Raw genomic sequence first — 18,286 nt, forward strand, 5'->3', positions numbered from 1 at the left:
ATGAAACCAATCAAGCACTAATATGTTTTATTAAACAGGTAGGATTCATATATGGTTATTCAGCATAATTTACAGGCATTAAATTCTAATATTCAGGTTGGAATCTCAACTAGTGGACGGGCAAGGTCTGCTGAAAAATTAGCCTCCGGATACCAAATTAATCGTGCGGCAGACGATGCTGCAGGTCTTAGTATTTCTGAAAAAATGAGACGCCAGATGCGAGGACTTGGTCGCGCTGTAAATAACGGCAGGGATGGGATTTCCTTTGTCCAAATAGCAGATGGAGCGCTTACTGAATTACATGAGATGCTTCAGCGCGGGAATGAACTGGCAGTGCAGGCAGCGAACGGAACTAATACTCCTGAGGACAGGCGTGCAATCAACAATGAAATCGTCCAGCTAAAAAATGAAATTGATGCCATCACTTCCAAAACGAAATTTAACGAGCTGAATGTATTTCTAAAGGAAGGGCCGGAGCCTCCGAAAGTGCAGGATGTACCTACATCTCCGGATATACCTGATGAAATAAAGAATCCGCTGGTAGATGTAGCTGAAAAAATTTCTGAGGAATACTATCCCAATGCCATAGAGCAGATAATAAACGGAATAGGATCTGTGGGAAGTAAACTAAGAGAGCTGGCTTCAACTGAGGGCACAAGCCAGTTTGATACAGCCCTTATAGTGAACTATTTAGATGGCCCCGGCAATACGCTTGCTCAGATGGGGGCATCATTTGTAATGCCCGGGCAAGGTTTTGAATCAAATTCACTATCTATGAAAGTTGATAGTGATGATTATCCTTCGATTAACGTAAGTGAGCAGGAGCTTGGAAAACTTGAATCCACTATAGCTCACGAGACAATGCATGCAGTTATGGATGTTGTATTTCCCAGAAGAATGGCTACGGAAGGTGGAGCAGAGGATTTTCCGGAATGGTTTATTGAAGGGGCAGCCCAGCTTGCAGGAGGTGGTTTTGCGGCAGGTTGGAATAGTCCGCTTCAAAGCATCGCAAGTCAGCTTTCAAGTGAAAGTGACAACAGAGGTGATAGTGTTATAACTGAATACTTAAGTCAGGGCGGAGAATTCACTGTGGATAAAAGTCCTTATGGACACGGATATCTTGCTGCAGCTTATGCCAGCTATCTGGCAGCAGACGGAAATGATGTGACAATGAATAATCTAAGAAATGGATCAAGTAATCTGTTTCAGAAATTTTTAGATGGAGATAGAGGCGGAAGAAATGATTCTTTTACTGATGTAATAAAAACAGCAACAGGTTTGACAGAACAGCAGCTAAAAGATGCGATCAATAGTGGAAGTAACGTTTCACCGGGAAATGGAAAATATAGCCCGGTAGAATTCATCAGAAGACTCGCATATAACAGCCTGGGTGGGGTGGGTTCTTTTGTTGCCGATAAACTAAATACAGGTGGAACTCAGGTACTCGGATCTACGGCTATTAAAGATGAACAGCCATTTAAAATTACAAGTCAGTCTATCAAGTATGTAGAGATTTCGGAAGAAATACCTGAAGAATTGGCAAAGGAAATAGAAGAAAAAGGTCAGGAGTATACTGTTGACCTTCACCTGGGAGCTGATGCGGATCTTGTTAATAAAGTTAATATTATGAGATATGACATGAGTACCAAGGCGCTTCTTTTGGAAGATACAAATGTTCTCACGTCAGAGAGAGCAACCTCTGCTATTGATGACTTCGGTAATGCTATTCTGACAGTCAGTGCTGTCAGAAGCTACTTTGGCGCTATACAAAACAGACTTGAGCACACAATGCTCAATCTTGGGAGTACAGTAGAGAATACAACAGGTGCAGAATCCCGTATAAGGGATACGGATATGGCTTCTGAGATGGTGAAACAGTCTATGTACAATATTCTTTCTCAGGCGGGGCAAGCCATGCTTGCACAGGCAAATCAGACTCCTCAGGGAGTAATGGCACTCTTGCAGAATTGATGAGCCCTTTTCAAGTGAATGAAGTGCATGATATAATTTTCTGTATATTAAGTAAGTAGTGTGACTATTGTGGCAGATAAGAATTCAGTACCTGAAATATGATGAGTGGGGATTTATGGAGAGCATAAAGGATTTAGGACGTCAGGTGATAAAAAATAATGATAAAGCTGCAGACACCATTTATCAACGAAAGCCAGGCAGTGCGGAGATGGTAGCGCCGGTAATGAAGCAGCTTGTAATGTTCACAGAGCTTCTTGTTCAAAGTGGCAAAGTTGATGCGAGTAATATGGAAAGATTTCAAAAGTGGCAGACAGATTTTGGAAGGCTTGCAGCTGCAAATGAAGCAGGTGATCTGATACTTGCAGCGGATATAATACATCATGATCTGAATAAGCAGATAGAGGAATGGATAAAATAAGGGGGATTTTAATATTCTTATGGGTGGGGATATGATTCAAAAGAGCGAAGAAATAAGAGAAAAAAACTTCCGGGAATTTGAGAAACGATATGGGTTCAGACCACAGATTGATACTAACGAGGATAATTATTATAGGATGGAACTCGCTAAAAATGGCGACCCCATCCTTTTTATTAAGGGCGCAGGACTAAATGGTGCTGATCTCAGGATGAATAGTGAATATGATCCTGTCTATGAGTCTAAACGCTGGGTAGAGAGATTTGAGTTTATTAACAGGATGACTATTGTTCTTTTGATGGGATTTGGAGTGGGGTATAGTCTCGGCGCGCTTGTTAAGAAGCTGCGACCGGACACGAAGTTCTACGTCTATGAACCTCAGGAAAGTGTTTTTTCATATGTATGTGGGTGTGTTGATATTACTGATTTTATTAATCATCCAAGGATATTTATGTATGTAAGTAAAGAACAGCAGGGGCTTTATGTAAATGATGTCATGATGAACATGATTACATACAGCTCTGAGACAGAGAAGATATATTCACCTTATTATGCTGAAAACAAGGAATTTGAGGAATGCTGCGCTGCTCTTACAACTATAATGAATGCTCAGAGTAATTACCAGCAAAATCGGGGAAGAATTAGCTTAAAATGCAGACTTTATGCCTGGAACCATATGCGAAATGCCTCTCTTTTAAAAGATCTTCGTGCGGTTATTCCGGAAGGTATGCCAGCAGTTATAGTATCTGCGGGACCTTCGCTAAATAAAAATGTAGATGTACTTAAAAGAATTAAAGGACACGCATTAATTATAAGTAGTGACAGGGCAATCAATGTATTAGATGATCATGGGATTGAGCCGGATATGGTTGTAACTGCTGAGCCGGTAAAAGATCCTGCTTTTCTTAAATATAAGGTAGCAGAGAAGATTCCGCTGCTTTGTTCTATGCAGGCTAATAGTGAATCACAGAAATTGTTTAAGGGCAGATGTATCTATTTTCATACATTCAGATATGAGCATGCGTTGTTTGGAGACAGGGTTGAAGCTGATTTTCAGGGACTGGACCTTGGCGGTAATGTATCAGGTGCCTGCTTTGTAGCCTGTGAGAGGCTGGGCATAAAAACCATTATCCTGATAGGACAGGATATGGCATATCTTGATGGTAAACATCATGCCGATAAATCAGATTCCGGTGGTGATGATGCGAGAAATCTTGAGACAATTGAAATTCCCGGAGCCCTTGGGGGAACAGTTAAGTCATGTGCTATGTGGAGAGAGTTCAGAGACTTTTTTGAGAGGAGAATAAAGCTGAATCCGACTCTAAGAGTTATCGATGCTACTGAAGGTGGGGCGCTTATCCATGGTTCTGAGGTGATGACGCTATCAGCGGTTGCGGATAAACTTGAAGAAAACACTTATGATATTACTAATGCAGTAAGGAATCTTCCAAAGGCACAGACAGATGAAGAGTATGAAGATACCGTGGTTAAACTTCAAAAGTGGTGCGATGATCTGGATATGATTGCCCGTAATTCCGAGGAGATAGCCACAATATGTAATCAGTTATTAAATGTTTGTAAGTATCAGGATATAAGTGATAAAAAGAATAATAATAAGATTAACAAGCTTGACAATCTTAGAGATGAAATATACAAAACCGTCATAAACAGCTTGATGGAGGATTTGTGGGTTGAAGATTTATATTCAATTCCCGGTTATCAGTTTATGATAAGAAATAATGAGGAGGCGATTCCTGTTTTTGAAGATGCAAAAAAGTATTATGCTCATCTTCCGGAGGACTGTAAGAGTTTGAAGGAAGCGATTTTGGAGGCTATAGAGGAAGGAAAATCAAATGAGTAAAGGTACTTCATAGGTAATTCTCATGATTGTATATTGAAAATAATTCATTTTTTGAAATAAATCTTAAATTCAAACAAAGTCTGAAAACCCAGGTAAATACTGCGCTTTCGGACTTTTTAATTTGCCGGCAATTCAATTTTGAAACAAAATATCAAAAAAATTTCAAAAATGGGGTTAAGTAATCGGAAAACCGAACGATATATAGAGTGTAAAAACAAATACAAACATCGTCAAGGATGATCGATGTGGGAGCGCACTCAACTTAATAAGAAACTTTTTAATTTGAATTTTTTTATCAAGCAGGCAGTCTCTGACTATACGGATTATAGGATGAACTGCACCCACATGGAGGTATAATATGGTTATCCAGCATAATTTGACGGCGATGAATTCTAATAGAATGCTTGGCATTACAACAAGTGGTCAGGCAAAATCTTCTGAAAAACTTTCCTCAGGTTATAAAATAAATAGAGCAGCAGACGATGCAGCAGGACTTTCAATTTCTGAAAAAATGAGAAAACAGATGAGAGGTCTTGACAGAGCATCAACAAACGCAGATGACGGTATCAGTTCAGTACAGACAGCAGAAGGTGCACTTACAGAAGTACACGATATGCTTCAGAGAATGAATGAACTGGCAGTACAGGCAGCAAACGGAACAAATAGTGAGTCAGATCGTAAGTCTATACAGGATGAGATCAGACAGCTCACAACAGAAATTGACCGTGTTGCAGAGACAACGAAATTTAATGAGACCTATCTGCTTAAGGGTGGAAATGGTTATTTTGAAAAATATATGGTAGCACATGATGCAGGCCTTAATGGTGTTCTGGCAGATGCGGGAACCTACGGAACCTTTACGATGGATATCAAAAATGATACCAATGTTAAGATTGCCGGAAAAGAGTACCACATATACAAGGATGATGATAAGGTAAGTAAAATTCAAGACGAAATATGGGAAATGTTTTCTGCAGCAGGTTCAAAGGGTGCTAAGGGGTTATCAGATAAGGACAAGAAAGTAGTTATTGATGGTACTGAGTATGAGATCAAGCCAAGTTCGTCAAATGCGAGCATTAATATTTTCAAGTTTGGTGAAGAAGAGTTTACTGTAGAAGAAATCAAACAGAAGGTTGTCGATGGATCCAAGGTAAGTGTAAAGGGTGGTGATACCAGAACAGCAGCACTTGAGACTCTTGATAAGAATATACATATAAGTACGGCAGTTACTAAAGTAAAGAATGCACTTTTACAGGCAAACAGAGTTGGCGTAGATTCAAAGAACATGAATAAAGTTAGCGTTAATATTAACGGTTCAAAATCTATAGATGAGGAGACTAAAAAAGAGATAACAATTACAAATGGTACTGCTGGTGTTAGTGGAACATATGTATTCAGCATCACAAAGGGTACCGCTCAGGTAGCAAAAGACCTTGGTCTTAGCCTCCACGTAGGATCAGATGCAGACATGACTAACAAGATAAGTGTAAATATTCAGACCATGACAGCTGCTCATCTGGGCATCCAGAATCTTACAGTAGAAGACAGCACCGGAATTGCAGCAACATATGCAATCGATGCTATTGAAGATGCTATTAAGCAGGTATCTGCTCAGAGATCAGAACTAGGTGCTATTCAGAACAGACTTGAGCACACAATCAAGAACCTGGATAACGTAGTTGAGAACACAACAGCAGCTGAGTCCAGAATTCGTGACACAAATATGGCAGACGAGATGGTTACCTACAGCAAGAACAACATCCTCGCACAGGCAGGACAGTCAATGCTGGCTCAGGCAAACCAGAGCACACAGGGTGTTATGTCACTCCTTCAGGGTTAAACTAAGAAAAGCTGGTGAGGTTCTTTCGAAACTGATTCGAAGGTATTTTGCAGAACTTGATCAGAGTAACTCTCTAATAATGAAACAAAATTAATCAAAATCAATTATGCTGGGGCGCTCTCCATGATGGAGGGCGCTTCTTATATATTTTGGAACAAAGTTTACCAATAATTAAGAGCTTTTTTAGAATGGCTCAATAAACACAAAATCAGGAAGTGTTAAACTTATATATAAGAGTGGGAATATGTGCATTTTATTAAATGTAAGGTGGGTAACAAGTATGGATAAAATGGTGAAAATTAAAAATAAAATAATTAGCTTTGCTCTGACTATATTAATGACTGTGGGACTATTTGCAGATATAGTTCCTGGGATGGTGATTACTGCTGAGGCAAAGACAAATTTTAATATACTTTTGTGGTCGCCTTATAAATGTACAACTAGTGGGAACGGAACTGATGAATGGATTGCGTCAATCAAGGATTGTTGCCAGCAAGCACAAGGGATTAGTATAAATTTACAGGAAAAGGTTAATAACACAGTGCTGACGACTAGTGATTTGGCTGGAGTAGATTTAGTTTTTATTTTGCCTGCCAATGGTCAAATTAGTTCGCTTTTAGGGGAACAGAATGTTAATGTTCAGCATCTTCAGCGTTTTGTAAACGTTGGAGGAAGGATAATAATGAATGGTGAGCATCCAAATTTCTCCAGTTCATTTAATAGAGCATTAAGCGATCTGGCAAGCGAACTTGGTGGAAACTTTAGTATTGGAACAGAAGCTAAGGATTTAAGTAGTGAAACTGTTATGACATTAAATACTGCTGAAAAGCCGTCCTTGACACAAGGTTGTGAAAATATTAGACCTAATGCATTTGCAGATATTGCCTCCACAAACACTAAAAGTGCAATATGGGTCATGAAGGATAAAGATGATAAGGTCTTTGCTATGGATCAGGCGGTTGGTAAGGGGTATATTACAGCTATTTCTGATATAAATTGGATTTCTTCGCCAACAGGTGATGCTAAAACGGCAGCAACACAGTTTCTTACAAATTTGCTTGTGGATTCTTCGCAAAATATGGAAGAGGTTAGTAAACCCACCATTACAGGACCTCAGGATCTGGAATGGGAAGAGGGAGACAATACGCAGCGTACACTATCGGTGACTGCCTCTGCTTCTAATGGAGGAACATTATCCTATCAATGGTACAAAGGAACATCTGCAGACTTTACGCCGGGAAGTACAAATATCATTAACGGGGCAACAGGTGCAAGTTATACAATTCCAAGCCCTGAATCTATGGAGGTTGGAAACTACTACTATAAGTGCATAGTAACGAGTACAGTGGGAACATCAAATGCATCTCGGACAAGTGATGCAGCTACAGTGACAGTAAAAGAGCGTCCTGTCGAAGAGCCTGTCATAACAGGACCAGGGAACCTGGAATGGTTTGAAGGTGATCCTTCTAATCGCAAGCTTTCAGTCACTGTAACAGGAACAAATCTTGGAGACTTAACTTATCAGTGGCATAGGGGAACATCTGCAGATTTTAAACCTTCAGATACAAATAAGATAAATGGAGAAACAGCAAAGGATTATACAATCCCAAGCCCCGAGACCATGAATGTGGGTACTTATTATTACAAGTGTGTAGTTACAAGTACGAAGGGAACAACAAAGGTGTCTGCAACGAGTAATGCAGCTACTGTAACTGTAAAAGCAGTCCAGCCGGATCCGCCAATAGAGCCCAAGAAGCCTGTAATTATGGGGCCTCAGAATCTTGAATGGTATGAGGGAGATGGTACATCACGAACTTTGTCAGTCACTGCTGCTGCGGAGGATGGTGGTATTCTTACTTATCAATGGTATGAAGGGTATACTTCGGACTTTGAACCTGGATACGAGAATATAATAAGTGGAGCGACAGGTTCCGACTACTTCATACCGGCTCCCGGAACAATGGCGATAGGGAACTATTACTACAAGTGTGTTGTAACAAATACAATAGAATCTGCAAGTGCGTATTCTGTAAGTAATGTAGCAACAATTACGGTTAAGCCACTTCTGCCGGGGCAACCGGTTATAAGCGGACCACAGAATCTGGAGTGGTACGAAGGAGATAATATGCAGCGCAGGCTCATGGTAACAGCCAGGGCAGATAATGTCGGAACAATGACTTACCAGTGGTATAAAGGCTCTTCTGCAGATTTTGTTCCGGGAAATTCAAGCATCATAGAAAAAGCAACCAGAGCTGCCTATAGCATACCAAATCCCGGAAAGATGTCTGCCGGTTCATACTATTACAAGTGCGTAGTAACGAATACGAGAGGTGGAGAAAAGGCCACTTCTATAAGTAAAGCAGCAACAGTTACGGTAAAAACTGTAGAAACTGTCACACCTGAACCCCAATATGATTCCGGTGCAATGGAAGTTGATGTGGAAAAAAGGGAGAATACGCCTGACGTTGCTGTACGTGGACTTACGGAGGAAATCGCCTGGGCAGTAGCGACTGATGAAGAAAAGAATGAGATCAGCAAAGGTACTAATGGAAAGTTGTGGCTTGAGATTACGAATATTGATAATTCTGTAAGTGCTGACGACAGGCAGAAAGTTGAGCAGGAGGGCAAAGTGCTAAATGATGCTACGGTTGGAATGTATCTTGATTTTTCTATGTACTTCCAACTGGGCAAGGGCTATAAGAGGAAGATCAGTGAGCTTAACGGGAAAAGTATAAAGGCAACCGTGACAGTTCCTGCAAATCTGCTTACAACAGAAAAGAAGAGAACCTATTATCTGGTAAGCGTGCATAACGGAGTGTTAAGGATTCATGGAAGCTCAATCTCTGATAAGATAAATGCCACAATCTATGACTTTTCAACATATGCCATCATATATTCGGATGAGGATGAACCAGTTCTGCAGGCGAATATCAAAATTGAACAGACCCATGATAAGATCATAGTCAGATGGGATAAGATTCGTGATGTGGGAAAAGTTGACCTGTTCTTGCAATACTGTGGAAAAAAATACTCTAAAAAGCCTACAAAAACCACAAAGAGCAGGAAAGTTACAATTACTACTATTAAAGGCAAAAAGATCAATCAGACCAAGAATTACAAAATGTATCTGGTAGCATATGATAGCAGTGGCAAACGAATAGGAAAGACATTAAGCTGTCACTTTGCGGGAAAGTTTAATAAGTATACCAATCCTAAAAAGCTAAAACTCTCTACAAAACAACTTACTGTATCAGTAGGGCAGAGTGCCAGGATAAAGGGTTCGATAAAATACGAGGATCCTAAAAAGAAGGCTCTATCAACAAAGCACGCTCCAAGGTATCGCTATGTATCGGATGTACCTGAGATAGCAGCGGTTGACAAAAATGGCAATATCACTGGACTTAGTCCTGGAACCTGCGATGTGTATGTATGTTGCCAGAATGGTATGTCAAAATTTGTTAGTGTGACGGTTACAGAATAATTTTGCGAGGAATCAGTATGGGCAAAGTTGCATTTATTAAAAATCGGGTAATAAGCTTTGTTCTTGTATTAGTGTTCACTGTGGGTATATTTTCAGATATTATTCCAGGGACTGTGCTTCCTGCTTCCGCCAAAACGGATTATAAAGTTCTATTGTGGGCACCTTCTGAGTGTAGTAATACTTCTGCATGGATTGACTCTATTACGAACCTGTTTAAGTCTGTTTCCGGAGCAAATGTGACCGTTGATGTCAGGAAGAATGCTAGTGTTTTGTCCGAAAGTGTGTTAAATGGTGCGGACATGGTCTATATTTTGCCGTCTACTGTAACCTCGGATATTTCTCTTTTGGGTACTAATAATGCTAATGTTAATCCTCTTAAGAACTTTGTAAATTCGGGCGGAAGAATTGTGATGAATGGAGAATATGCCGGGGGAACTTCCAAGTTTAATGGGGCATTGAATACACTTGCTGCTGCACTGGGAGGGGGTTTTGAAATTAGTAAAAACCCTGGTCAGGATAGTTCGGAAAATGAATTAAGTTTTAACGATGCAGCAAGACCGGAATTAACAAAAGGGTGTAAAGGTATATATCCTGTAAAATATGCACATATAGAGTCTACCAATACAATTGCAAATAGTGCGGTATGGCTCATGAGGGATAAAAATGGAAAAGTCTTGGCAGTGGATCAGTCAGTAGGGAACGGACATATTACAGCAATATCTGATGTCAATTGGTTTGATATTGGTAGTTCTTTAGATGGAGATCAGGAAAGAAAAGCCAAGGCCATCGATGCAGCAAAGAATTTCCTTAGTAATTTGCTCGTAGAATACTCACAGAATATTGAAACCGCAATTAAGCCCTCTATTACAGGACCGCAAAATCTGGAATGGGTACAGGGAGATAAAACGAAACGGACACTCTCAGTTACGGCAGCGGCAGATAGTATAGGAACACTGTCTTATCAATGGTATAGAGGATCCTCTGCTGCGTTTACTCCGGGAAGTACAAATGTTATCAGTGGAGTGAATGGTGCAAGTTATTCTATTCCAAACCCTGAATCTATGCAGGCAGGAATCTACTACTATAAAGTTGTAGTGTCAAATGCAACGACTCTGGGAAGTGCTTCGGCAACAAGTAATGCAGCAACGGTGACCGTAAAACAACAAAATCCTGTTAAGCCTGCTATTACGGGGCCACAAAACCTGGAATGGGATGTGGGAGATAAAACGCAGCGTATTCTCTCGGTTACTGCTACGTCATCTGATGGCGGGAATTTAACTTATCAATGGTATAGGGGAGCTTCGGTAGATTTTACACCTTCAGATGCGAATAAGATAAATGGAGAAACTGCCAAAGATTATACTATCCCAAGTCCCGGGAATATGGCAGTGGGCACTTATTATTATAAGTGTGTAGTGACAAATACAAAGGGGGCGTCAGTTGAATCTGCAATAAGTAATGCGGCTATAGTGACAGTAAAGCCGGTCCAGTCGGAACCTGATCCGGAGCCAACTCCTGATCCGGAGCCAACTCCTAATCCGGAGCCAACTCCTAATCCGGAGCCAACTCCTGATCCTCAAGTAGAGCCTAAGGCTCCGGTAATTGCCGGGCCTCAGAATCTTGAATGGTATGAGGGAGACGGGACGCTTCGAAAACTAACTGTAAGTGCAGCGACTGAGGATGCGGGAAAACTTTCTTACCAATGGTATGAAGGGAACACTCCGGGATTTGAGCCGGGAAATGAGAGTATTATCATCGGCGCAACCGGTTCAGAGTATTTTATACCGGTTCCTGCTACCATGGCGATAGGTAAATATTATTACAAGTGCGTAGTGACAAATACATTAGAATCGAAAAGTGTTCATTCTGCAAGCAGTGTAGCAACTGTGACAGTAAAGCCGCTAAAGCCGGGAAAACCTACTATAAATGGGCCCCAGAACCTTGAATGGTATGAAGGGGACAATATGCAGCGAAGGCTCATGGTAACAGCTCGGGCAGAAAATGTCGGTCTCATGACTTATCAGTGGTATAAAGGCACATCACCGGATTTTGTACCGGGAGATTCAAACATTATAGCAAAAGCAACAAGAGCAGACTATAGTATTCCAAGTCCCGGAAAGATGTCTGCAGGCCTATATTATTACAAATGCGTAGTAACAAATTCGAGAGGCGAAGAATCTGCATCTGCCATAAGCTCTGCGGCAATTGTGACTGTTAAATCTATATCAACTATAGAACCTTTGCCTGTTTCCGATCAGGGGACAATGAATGTTGATATAGAACGCAAGGAAAATACACCTGATGTAGCAGTTCGCGGCCTGACGGAGGAAGTTGCCTGGGCGGTAGCGACTGATGAAGAAAAGAATGAGATAGGTAAAGGCGCTGATGGAAAGCTGTGGCTTGAAATCACAAATATTGATAACTCCGTAACTGCTGATGACAGACAGAAAGTTGAGCAGGAAGCCAAGATATTAAATGATGCCACAGTTGGAATGTATCTTGATTTTTCTATGTTTTTCCAACTCGGCAACGGCTATAAGAGAAAAATCAGCTCGCTAAACGGAAAAAATATAAAAGCGACAGTTACAGTTCCTGCACATTTACTCACCACAGAAAAGAAGAGAACTTTTTATCTTGTAAGCATACATAACGGAATATTAAGAATTCATGGAAGCTCACTATCAGACAAGATAAACGCAACAATCTATGATTTTTCAACTTATGCAATCATATATGCAGATGAGGATGAGCCTGTCTTTGAAGCGAACATAAAAATAGAGCAGACCAATAATAAGATCATAGTCAAATGGGATAAGATACGTGATGTGGGAAAAGTTGATCTGTTTTTGCAATATTGTGGAAAAAAATACTCCAAAAAGCCTACAAAGACCACAAAGAGCAGGAAAGTTGCAATTACTACTCTCAAAGGCAAAAAAATCAATCAGACCAGGAATTACAAGATGTATCTGGTAGCATACGATAGCAGTGGTAAACGCATAGGTAAAACCTTAAGTTGTCATTTTGCAGGAAAGCTTAATAAGTATACCAATCCTAAAAAGCTGAAACTTTCTACGAAACAGCTTAAGGTAGCTGTAGGACAAAGTGCAAGGATTAAGGCATCAATAAAATATGAGGATCCCAAAAAGAAGGCTCTGTCAACAAAACATGCTCCGAGATACCGTTATGTATCAGATGTACCAGAGATAGCAGCAGTTGACAAAAAAGGTAATATCACAGGACTCAGTCCAGGGACTTGCGATGTGTATGTATGCTGTCAGAATGGCATGTCAAAACATGTATCTGTGACGGTTACGGAGTAAAGAAGGTGAGATAAGACTATGGAGCGCAGCGTAAGCTGCGCTTTTAGTATGGTTATAAATCATAAGGACAATCTGCACAAGTATTAAGCGATGCTTGAAATGAATATCGCTGTGGCGATATAATACTGCTAAAGGAGAAAGTATATTATGAAAGAGACAATTTACCATGGATCAGATCATATAATTGAAATGCCGGAGTATGGACTTGGTAGTATGAAAAATGATTATGGCAGAGGATTCTACTGTACAAGAAGCCTTGAACTGGCTAAGGAATGGGCTTGTGGCAGGGGGAACAGTGGGTATGCTAATGAATATGAGTTAGAGATGGATGGACTAAAAATTCTTAACTTAAATGAAGAACCTTATAACATTCTTAACTGGCTGGCAGTTCTGACCAAGCATAGAACATATTGGCAAAACAGTAGTATTTCTGCGGATGCAAAGAATTATTTACAGGATAATTTCTATGTAGATTTGTCTGAGGCAGATGTTGTCATAGGCTATAGGGCAGATGATTCATATTTTACTTTTGCACAGGATTTTGTGGCAGGTGCTATTTCCTTGGAAAAATTAAAACGGGCTATGCATCTTGGAGAACTTGGCGAACAAATTGTACTAATAAGTAAGAAGGCATTTGAAAATATAAAATATATTGGTAGTCATGAGGCAGATGTTGATATTTACTACAATCAGAAAATGGAAAGGGACGGCAGAGCCAGAAAAGAATATCGTGAGGAAAAACGTTCTGCTTCTGAAATAAGTGAACTATATATGTTGGATATTATGAGAGAGGGCATGCAAAATGGAGATCCACGCTTACGATGAAATGTATATCGAATCTGCACAGAACATAATGGGGCATATGTTTGATTTTGCAATTAATGAAGTTGGTATAGATTCGGATAAATATGCCGGTATGTTTGCAATTTCACCAATTGCCATCCAGATGGAAAAGGGAAATCCTACCTATGTAGCCGGGAAAACCGGCCCTGAGATAGTCAGATTGGTTTTAGAAACTGCAGGTTATAATGTACCTATACCGCAGGATAAAATGTATATTGATAGAAGCCCTGAGTATTGGGGAGGATGGGTACTTTCCTACTATCAGTGGGTTAGAGATTTGCATTTTTCCTATATTTTGAAGGCTGTGCATTTTTCTGAATTATTGAGAATGTATCCTGTTTTTCATGAAATGGATATTATGAAGTTTGTTGAAGAGCTAGATTATAAACTGCAAACATATTATCCTGATACTGCACTGAAACGTTATAGAACCAGACTGGGAATATCACAAAAAGAATTATCGATTAAATCCGGAGTATCATTAAGACAGATTCAACTTTTTGAGCAAAGACAAAGAGATATAAGGAAAAGCCAGGCAGAAACTGTTTTGCAACTTAGTAAGGCTTTAGGCTGTGATATGAAGGATTTGATAATGTGAAAGGGATTTGTCTGAGGCAGAGTATGGTAATGAAGATGGCCGAGGCTGTTGTAATAATCAACAGTTGTGCCAAGTATTAGAGCCATGTTTTTGAGTACAGAATATGATGGAACAGTATCCCCAAGAAAAAATATACCCCAAAGGGTATAAAATAATGCAAAATATCAATATTACACCCTATAAGGTATAAAATAACTAGTATGAGTTGAAATTATACCTTATAGGGTGTAAATTTATATTATGAATAAAATAGCAGAATATATAAAAACAGAACGAAAAAAGGCAGGTTTAACTCAGGAAGAATTTGCACTACGTGCAGGTCTTGGGCTTAGATTTGTGCGTGAACTTGAACAGGGAAAAGAGACCGTACGCATGGACAAAGTTAACCAGGCACTCACCATGTTTGGAATGGAAGCAGTCCCAGGGGAATTATCGCGCGATATAGATGTTTGATTAAAAATATTTACAGGTGAAAAATTATGAGTAGAATAGGCAAGGTTTATGTTCAGGGAATTCCGGTGGGAGAAATATCCGAAGAGGATGATGGTTACTTGTTCAAATACTATGAGTCATATTTACAAAATGAAGGAGCATTAGCCGTAAGCTTGACACTACCTTTGCAAAGTGAAGAGTATAAATCAAATGTCTTATTCCCTTTTTTTGATGGGCTCATACCAGAGGGGTGGCTTTTAAATGTTGTAGAGCGGAATTGGAAGGTAGACAGTAAGGATAGATTTGGGTTAATGCTTGCATCGTGCCGTGATTGTATAGGAGATGTCTGTGTGGAGGCTGTTGAATGAGATGTTTATGCTGTAATAAGGAAATAAATGTTGCAGATGTGGAGTCGGTAAGAATAGGATGGCATAAGAAATGTGTCAAAAAATTCTTTGGTACAGAACATCTTCCGGAATTGGATATTGATGATGAAACATTTGAGAAAATGGCAGATGCAGCTGTAAATAAAGGGCTTACTATTCCCGGAGTCCAGAAGAAACTATCTGTTCATTTAAGCAGAGATGCCGGAGTATCCAAACTGACTATAATAGATTATCCAGCAGGATATATCATTAAACCACAATCTGCGATTTATAAGTATCTGCCCGAGGCAGAGTTCATGGTAATGAAGATGGCCGAGGCTATAGGTATAAAAACAGTACCTTGCGCACTTATCAAGACAGATGGCAGTTACACCTATATTACTAAAAGAGTTGACAGAAATAAGAGCAAAATGCTGGCTATGGAGGACTTTTGCCAACTTTCCGAAAGAATGACAAGTGACAAATATAGAGGCTCCTATGAAAACTGCGGAAAAGTTATAAAAAAATATTCACAAAATATTGGAATTGATTTGGCAGAGCTATATTATAGGCTCTTGTTTTGTTTTGTGACCGGTAATTCCGATATGCATTTGAAGAATTTTTCACTTATCGAAAATGCTCCTGGAAATAGAATATATGGTTTATCACCTGCATATGATTTATTACCAGTGAACCTACTTCTTCCGGAAGATCTGGATCAAATGGCATTGTCATTAAATGGTAAAAAAAGAAATATCAGGAAAAAGGACTGGATGATACTTGCTGACAATTTTGGACTTACGGAAAGAGTGGCAACAAACTTGATCGGTAAAATCAAGGGTGCAAAAGATGTAATCATTAATGAGATAGGATTCTCATATTTACCGGAAAAAATGAAGGAAGATATGATAAAAATTGTAGAAGCTAGAATGGCAGTGATTTAGAATTAGGCTGTGATGTGATGAAAAACGAAAAGTTGATATACAATTTCGGTCAGCGTATTGAATTTGTACATGACTTTAAAAATTTCCATATAATTTCAAGAATTTTGTGAAAACTATGGTATAATATTATTATATTTTTCAAAGCTTGCACCGTGACAACTTCAAATTTGATTTTTGCTTTACAGGATTGCTTAGATGTAATATTGCAAAGGAAAAAGAACAACAGTCAGAAACAAATTAATAGAATTATTAACCACCGTAAAGCAGAGATGAAATATGAAGCTGCTATGCGGTGGTTTTTATATTATGGTATGTTAGCGTTTTCGATTGAGGGGAGAAAATGATACGAATTGGCATAATCGGTACCGGAAGAATTGCCGGTAGAGCCGTTAATGAAATAAAAGAGGTTGAAGACCTCTGTCTTTTTTCTGTATTTAATCCCGATAAAGAACACGCAGAAGAATTTGCAAAAAAATATAATATTGATCACGCATATTCTGATATAGATGACTTCCTTGAAAGTGTTGATGCGATTTACATTGCTTCGCCGCACGGAACACATTATGAATATGCTAGAAAAGCACTGACAAAGAAAAAGCACGTGCTCTGTGAAAAACCAATGGTACTAAGCGGCAGTGAAGTCAGAAATCTTTATGAAATAGCTGAAAGTAACAACATTATTTTGATGGAAGCCATAAAAACAGCTTATTGTCCCGGATTTCAGAAACTTGAAGAGGTAGTAAAAAGTAGTGCTATCGGCAGCGTAATTGACGTAGAAGCAGCATTTACAAGACTTACAGATGGAAATGTAAGAGAACTTACTGACATAACAAATGGTGGGGCGTTCACAGAATTTGGCAGTTATACTATGCTTCCGATATTTAGATTTCTAGGCACAGACTATAGGCAGGTGTTTTATCATTCAATTCCTGTTAAGCATAGCGAGGGTGTGGACGGCTACACAAAAGCTATATTTAAATATGAAAATAAATTCGCCACGGCAAAGACAGGACTAACAGTTAAAAGTGAAGGTCAGCTTCTGATATCTGGAACACTAGGATATATACTTGTTCCTTCTCCCTGGTGGCTTACAAGATATTTTGAAGTACGCCATGAAGACCCGAAACAAATTGAGAAGTATGAATGTGAATTTGAAGGGGATGGCTTAAGATACGAATTTAAGGAATTTTGTAAAAGAATTAGTCATGACACAGGAGAGATACCGAAAGGCGTAGAACATAATAACTGTCACAAGGATATAGAAGAACTACTTAATCGAGAGAAGTGCGAGGCAGTAGCACGGGCAGAAGTCTTTGAAAAAATGCTGAAGGACAGATGAGGAACATAAATGGCAGACACCTGGTACGTGGTTCAGGTCAAGAGCGGTGATGAACACGAGCTTAGACTACTAATAGAAAACCGAAGCGGCAATGATCTGAAAGGGAAATGTTTTGTGCCACTTTATGAAGAAGTAAGAAGAAGTGGTGGTAAGTGTAACATATATTTCAGGCGACTTTTTCCGGGATATATATTTGTTGAAAGTGATAATCCACAGAACATATTTGAGAATTTAAAGAAGGTCCCAGAATTCACCAAACTTCTTGGAACCGTGGAAGATGATGGTACTAAGTTATTCATACCAATTGGGGATAAGGATAGAGAATTCCTTCAGACACTTTTTACGGATGGAATGATGCATGTTAGCTATGTTCATATGGCTAAAAATGGAAGAATAGATAAAATTGTGGGGCCTTTGGCAAATTACAAAGATCATATAACAAAATTGGAAATGCGACATAGAATGGCCGTAGTTGAAGCAGAAATGTTCGGAAAAAAGAGAAAAGTACGATTTGGCTTATGGACAGATGATGATCCTGCTCTTCCGCAATTGCAAAGGCAGTTAGATATATTCGACAACGATGAAAACAATAAAGGAGATGTGCTTACAGGAACTGTAGCTATAGATATCGGAATCCACGTTGGCGATAAAGTCGTCGATGAAACCGGAATATATGGTGAACAGATTTTTACAGTAGAAAAAGTAAATGCGAAGCACAGAACCGTGATTTCTTCATTTGAAATGTATGGGACTACCGCAAGAATAGAGCTTAGAGCAGATGATGTCAAAGTAATATAACTCAAAATATTATAAAAATCTAAAGATGGTCCGATATATATAAGAAGTAATAAGTATTCTTGTGGATAAAGCAGTGAAA

Annotated in this window: 13 protein-coding genes; all 13 read left to right on the top strand. The window is 39.4% G+C overall.

Annotation, left to right across the window (positions count from 1 at the left end):
- The first annotated feature begins 51 nt into the window (after positions 1-51).
- On the top strand, positions 52-1,971 hold the full coding sequence (locus G622_RS26440) for a flagellinolysin (RefSeq protein ID WP_026509870.1): 1,920 nt from the start codon (positions 52-54) through the stop codon (positions 1,969-1,971).
- A gap of 67 nt (positions 1,972-2,038) precedes the next feature.
- Positions 2,039-2,389, top strand: a complete 351-nt coding sequence (locus G622_RS0105575) for a hypothetical protein (protein WP_155831423.1) — start codon at positions 2,039-2,041, stop codon at positions 2,387-2,389.
- 19 nt (positions 2,390-2,408) lie between these two features.
- Positions 2,409-4,247, top strand: coding sequence for a motility associated factor glycosyltransferase family protein (locus G622_RS0105580; RefSeq protein ID WP_026509872.1), 1,839 nt, complete (start codon positions 2,409-2,411; stop codon positions 4,245-4,247).
- A gap of 358 nt (positions 4,248-4,605) precedes the next feature.
- Positions 4,606-6,087, top strand: a complete 1,482-nt coding sequence (locus G622_RS0105585) for a flagellin N-terminal helical domain-containing protein (protein WP_026509873.1) — start codon at positions 4,606-4,608, stop codon at positions 6,085-6,087.
- A 280-nt stretch (positions 6,088-6,367) separates the two neighbouring features.
- Positions 6,368-9,568 (top strand): hypothetical protein, encoded by a 3,201-nt coding sequence (locus G622_RS0105590; protein ID WP_026509874.1) that lies wholly within the window; start codon positions 6,368-6,370, stop codon positions 9,566-9,568.
- A 17-nt stretch (positions 9,569-9,585) separates the two neighbouring features.
- Positions 9,586-12,888, top strand: coding sequence for a hypothetical protein (locus G622_RS0105595; RefSeq protein ID WP_026509875.1), 3,303 nt, complete (start codon positions 9,586-9,588; stop codon positions 12,886-12,888).
- 147 nt (positions 12,889-13,035) lie between these two features.
- Positions 13,036-13,713 (top strand): DUF3990 domain-containing protein, encoded by a 678-nt coding sequence (locus G622_RS0105600; RefSeq protein WP_026509876.1) that lies wholly within the window; start codon positions 13,036-13,038, stop codon positions 13,711-13,713.
- Positions 13,691-14,329 carry a helix-turn-helix domain-containing protein gene (locus tag G622_RS0105605; RefSeq protein WP_026509877.1) on the top strand — a complete coding sequence of 213 codons (639 nt, stop codon included), beginning with the start codon at positions 13,691-13,693 and terminating at the stop codon, positions 14,327-14,329. The genes G622_RS0105600 and G622_RS0105605 overlap by 23 nt, the downstream gene beginning before the upstream one ends.
- A 240-nt stretch (positions 14,330-14,569) precedes the next feature.
- Complete coding sequence (locus G622_RS0105610) at positions 14,570-14,782, top strand: type II toxin-antitoxin system Y4mF family antitoxin (RefSeq protein WP_026509878.1); 213 nt, start codon at positions 14,570-14,572, stop codon at positions 14,780-14,782.
- Positions 14,783-14,808: 26 nt separating this feature from the next.
- Positions 14,809-15,129: a HipA N-terminal domain-containing protein gene (locus tag G622_RS0105615; RefSeq protein ID WP_026509879.1), complete on the top strand. Its 321-nt coding sequence runs from the start codon at positions 14,809-14,811 to the stop codon at positions 15,127-15,129.
- Positions 15,126-16,070 (top strand): HipA domain-containing protein, encoded by a 945-nt coding sequence (locus tag G622_RS0105620; protein ID WP_026509880.1) that lies wholly within the window; start codon positions 15,126-15,128, stop codon positions 16,068-16,070. Before G622_RS0105615 ends, G622_RS0105620 begins: the two co-directional genes overlap by 4 nt.
- A 340-nt stretch (positions 16,071-16,410) precedes the next feature.
- The gene (locus G622_RS21790; RefSeq protein ID WP_049945705.1) at positions 16,411-17,409 is read left to right on the top strand and encodes a Gfo/Idh/MocA family protein; all 999 of its coding nucleotides are present in this window, start codon (positions 16,411-16,413) and stop codon (positions 17,407-17,409) included.
- A gap of 9 nt (positions 17,410-17,418) precedes the next feature.
- Positions 17,419-18,207 carry a transcription termination/antitermination NusG family protein gene (locus G622_RS0105630; protein WP_026509881.1) on the top strand — a complete coding sequence of 263 codons (789 nt, stop codon included), beginning with the start codon at positions 17,419-17,421 and terminating at the stop codon, positions 18,205-18,207.
- Positions 18,208-18,286: the final 79 nt, after the last annotated feature.

The organism is Butyrivibrio sp. LC3010 (genome assembly GCF_000424385.1).
GTDB lineage: Bacteria > Bacillota > Clostridia > Lachnospirales > Lachnospiraceae > Butyrivibrio.